Below are 4,114 nucleotides of genomic sequence, written 5' to 3' on the forward strand. Positions count from 1 at the left end.
CCTAAGCATAATCCCGCCCTGCATGCAATCGTATTAAATTAGGGGCTATAGCCAGGGGCGGAACATACCTTAAATAATAATCATTTCGATAATGAAATATATTTTTGAACTTTTATTAACTCTGAGGATCAGATCTTTACCTTTATTCATTAATGAACTTTTAGTGGCGTTGTTGAATAAATCAAAAACGCCCGGTAGAGCCATTACTCTTGGGTAATAATACGTTTACCGTTTAAATCAGCGACTACAAGATAAGGTTTACCCAAATCAACCGTACATAAATCAATATAGTTACCGCTAATCTGTAACCCGGTTGCACAATTATTAATTTCAAATTTTTGCGTTACTTTTCCTATTTCAGTAGTTTTAACTACCTGATCAGAATCATTTATTTTAACACTCATTTGTGCGTTAGCAAAAATACGAACATTATAAACATCTGCTTGAACAGAGGTTTGTTTTTCAAACACAGACAGTTTATAATTAGTTCCTGATAACCAAGCTACAGCAAATACATTAGAATCAGCATTTAGCTCTTGATCTAATTTAGATTCTTTTGTCTGACTATTGGAATCTCGAACACCAAAAGTCGTATTCTTTAAACTGCCGTCACTCCAAGCATGCTTGTATGGTGAGCTTATTTCATTGATTGCAACATCAGCGGCTTTATCTTTATCACTAAAGACATCTCTACTCAGGTGCTTAATTTGAACATGAAAACTTGCCATTTCATCTAATGCATTCACGAAAGTAATATTTGCTGATATGTCTTTCACAGCATCATCAATACTCTTGTCAATCTTATCCGATCCTCCACAACCTGTAACAGCAAAAACAATTGATAAAGCTAAAGTGCTACTTTTAATTTTTTTTGATAATAAAGTCATTAGTTTTTTATCCTTTAATTAATAATTTTTCATGATTAGTTAGTTTTTTTAGTAAAATATTTCCTTGCAATTAAATTGCTTGGGATATATTGCGTACTCTTAAAAATAAAGCTTGAAGAGGATCTTCCATTGCCCTAGGCATTGTTATGAGTTTTCAGCATCGTCGGTAATTTGAGACATAATATCGCTTCTTTTGCCAGTGAAACGCCACTAAGGAGTGTTGCGATAATAATTGCAAGTTTGCTGTAGTTTATAGCAGGGTCCATATTTTTCATTTTTATATCCTTGATAATATTTTAAATATTTTAAATATTTTCTATACGTAAAATACCACAATACAATGTAACGTTTCGTATTAAATTGTTAAAGTGTGTAAGAGACTTGCAGGTGAAATAGTCCGCAATTTCCAATACAAGTTAATATGATCCCTAAGTTACAATTTCATCCTCAATTGCTGAACTGGCACCAGCTGTTTTTAGCTTTAACATATCCAGTTTAAGATGTTGTATCTTATTATTAAGACAGTCTCCTTGCATCATATCGCCGTGCAGACCTGGAACTACAACCACTTCAGTGGGCGATAAAATTGTTTTTTCCCAAGCCTCCAGTATATCTGTTCTCTCCTTATCAGTGTTACCATCGGCAGCAAACAGTACTGATTTTCCCGGAATGAACATAGGTGCCAACGACCAATTACTTTTAATGAAATTCGTACCAAACTTCAACCCTATGTGGATCTGCTCTCGCTCATAATCTATCTCCTTATGCTCTTGAAGGATCAACTCAGTGACACTCGTTAGTTGTTCATCTAAGCTCTTGTACTCAAAACCTTTCTCAAGCTTATCTGTAAAACAAATACCGGATAAGATATCCTCCTTACTATTGAGTTCAATTTTAAGTACCTTTTTCAGACTGTCAGCATCAGATAATTGAGTCTCAGGAATAATCAGCATAGAATCTATAATACCGAGATAATCTATTTCATCTCTCTGCTCCAGCATCAACCCTGCAACCAGACCGGCTATATTGCCACCGGCAGACCAGCCACACAATCGATACGGACCTTTAGGTCTATGCTGTTTTATCGCTTTTTGATAGAAATGACCAAGGCCGACGAAATCATCAAAATGCAGATCATGATTGAAGTTAAAAGGTGCCTGGATACCTATCACAGGACAAATTCCCTCCAGCGCTTTAGCGATTTCTCGATAGCCATCACACCGACCACCAAACGGGTGGAACATATAAAGTGGGATCCCATCAGTGGTATTGTTCAGTTTAATAATGGATCCTTGTTCTATCGGAAGGTGATCATTCCGATAATTCACTGCAAATTCCTCAATGCTGCTGCATTCATACAAGGCTTTCAAATCACTGTCAATACCGACTTTTTTCATCTGATGTATCGCTTTAAGCATCAATAACGAGTGCGCTCCCAGCTCAAAAATATTTGCCGTTATACTGATTTTATCCGAGTCCAGTCCCAGCAACTGTGACCAAATTTGAACTAATCCCTTTTCAGTTTCAGTCGTAGCCGCAACATACTGCGCTTGCATGGCACCGCTATCTGGTGCTGGCAAGGCTTTTTTATCTATCTTGCCGTTGGGTGTTAATGGAAATTCATCTAACATTATAAAATAAGTCGGTATCATAAACTCAGGTAAGGTGGCACGAACATGATCTTGCATTTCCGTTATCAGGTTAGCATCATCCTCAGTGTCTGCTGTTACATAGGCGGTTAAATGCTTAAGACCGGGCTCATCCTCACGGGCCAGCACCACCGCACGTTTAACCGTAGAGAAAGATAACAGTTGTTGCTCAATTTCACTGAGTTCAATGCGAAAGCCCCGGATCTTCACCTGATCATCGGTACGACCAATAAACTCAATATTACAGTCCGGTAAATAACGCACAAGATCTCCAGTCTTATACAGCTGAGCAGCTGGAACATGACTAAATGGATCCGGAATAAAACGTTCTGCAGTCAGCTCAGGTTGATTAATATAACCTTTCGCAATCGCCATACCACCGACCCAAAGCTCACCAAGGGTACCAAAAGGCACAAGCTGCAGATGTTTATCTAGCACATAACAACTAATATTAGTCACAGGCTTTCCGATAGGTGGAAAATCTCCGGCTTTAGCTGTAACAACCAAACCCACAGTCGCTACATGCGTTTCAGTTGGTCCGTAGTAGTTCCACAATTTACAGTCTTGATTTTCTTGTAAAAAGGTGACCAGATCGGCCGAGAGCATTAAGGCTTCACCCGCAGTCGCAATTTCTTTAAGGCTATCCAGGCGTATCTTACGCTCATTCACCGCCTCACCTAGCCAGTTTAGAACCGCAGGTGGAATAAATAATCGCTCTATGTCGTTATCTCGCAAAATATCGGGTAATGCCATCAGGTTTTTTTTACTTTGCTCACTGATCAAAACCAAACTACTACCCGTCAGCCAGCAAGTAGTCATCTCATGGATCGACGTATCAAAACTAATAGGCGAAAACTGCAACGTACGCAAAGGAGCATGCATGCCGTCATCCAATATTTGACCCTGCACCAAATTCACCATAGTCCGGTGAGTTTGCATTACACCCTTAGGTTTACCTGTCGAACCTGAGGTATAGATCACATAGGCAAGATCATCTGGCGATAACCCCACTGGGATCGGTAAATTACCAGTTTTATGCGCAGACAACTGCTGCTGTAATGTCTCATCATCCAACTTAATTGCGGTCACAGGTTTGCCATCATATAAGGTACTTAGCTGAGAATGAGTCAGTAATAACTCCAACCCACTATTTTCCAACATATAATCCAGCCTTTCCTGAGGGTAACTCGGATCTAGAGGAGCATAAGCAGCACCCGTTTTTAGTATAGCCAGCAGGCCTGTCACCATAGCCATAGAACGAGGAATGCAAATCCCGACAATACTACCGCGCCTCACTCCCTGAGCAGATAAATAATGTGCCAGCTGATTTGCCTGCTGATTAAGCTCCCGATAACTCAGCGTTTCATCATCAAAGATCAGTGCGGTCTGATCCGGATTTTTCACTGCCTGTGCCTCAAAAAGCTGATGAATACACTGTTCAACTACATAATTTGCCGGGATTTGCGCCAACTCAGTTATCAGATGATTTTGCTCAACATCACTTAGTAACGGTAACTTCCAGACCGACTGTCCGGCCCGATCCACCATACCTTTTTGTTCTGGTCAACTCAAACCGCA

Annotated in this window: 3 protein-coding genes; all 3 read right to left on the reverse strand. The window is 39.8% G+C overall.

Annotated elements, in window-relative coordinates; translation table 11 throughout:
* Positions 1-203: 203 nt before the first annotated feature.
* Positions 204-887, reverse strand: a complete 684-nt coding sequence (locus CJF42_RS25020) for a hypothetical protein (RefSeq protein ID WP_095369226.1) — start codon at positions 885-887, stop codon at positions 204-206.
* A gap of 134 nt (positions 888-1,021) precedes the next feature.
* Entirely contained in the window at positions 1,022-1,162 is a 141-nt protein-coding gene (locus tag CJF42_RS27860) for a hypothetical protein (RefSeq protein ID WP_170940764.1), read from the reverse strand.
* Between the two features lie 153 nt (positions 1,163-1,315).
* Positions 1,316-4,084, reverse strand: a complete 2,769-nt coding sequence (locus CJF42_RS25025) for a non-ribosomal peptide synthetase (RefSeq protein WP_095369227.1) — start codon at positions 4,082-4,084, stop codon at positions 1,316-1,318.
* Positions 4,085-4,114: the final 30 nt, after the last annotated feature.

The sequence above is a fragment of the Pseudoalteromonas sp. NBT06-2 genome (assembly GCF_002276045.1).
In the GTDB taxonomy this organism is placed as follows: Bacteria; Pseudomonadota; Gammaproteobacteria; order Enterobacterales; family Alteromonadaceae; genus Pseudoalteromonas.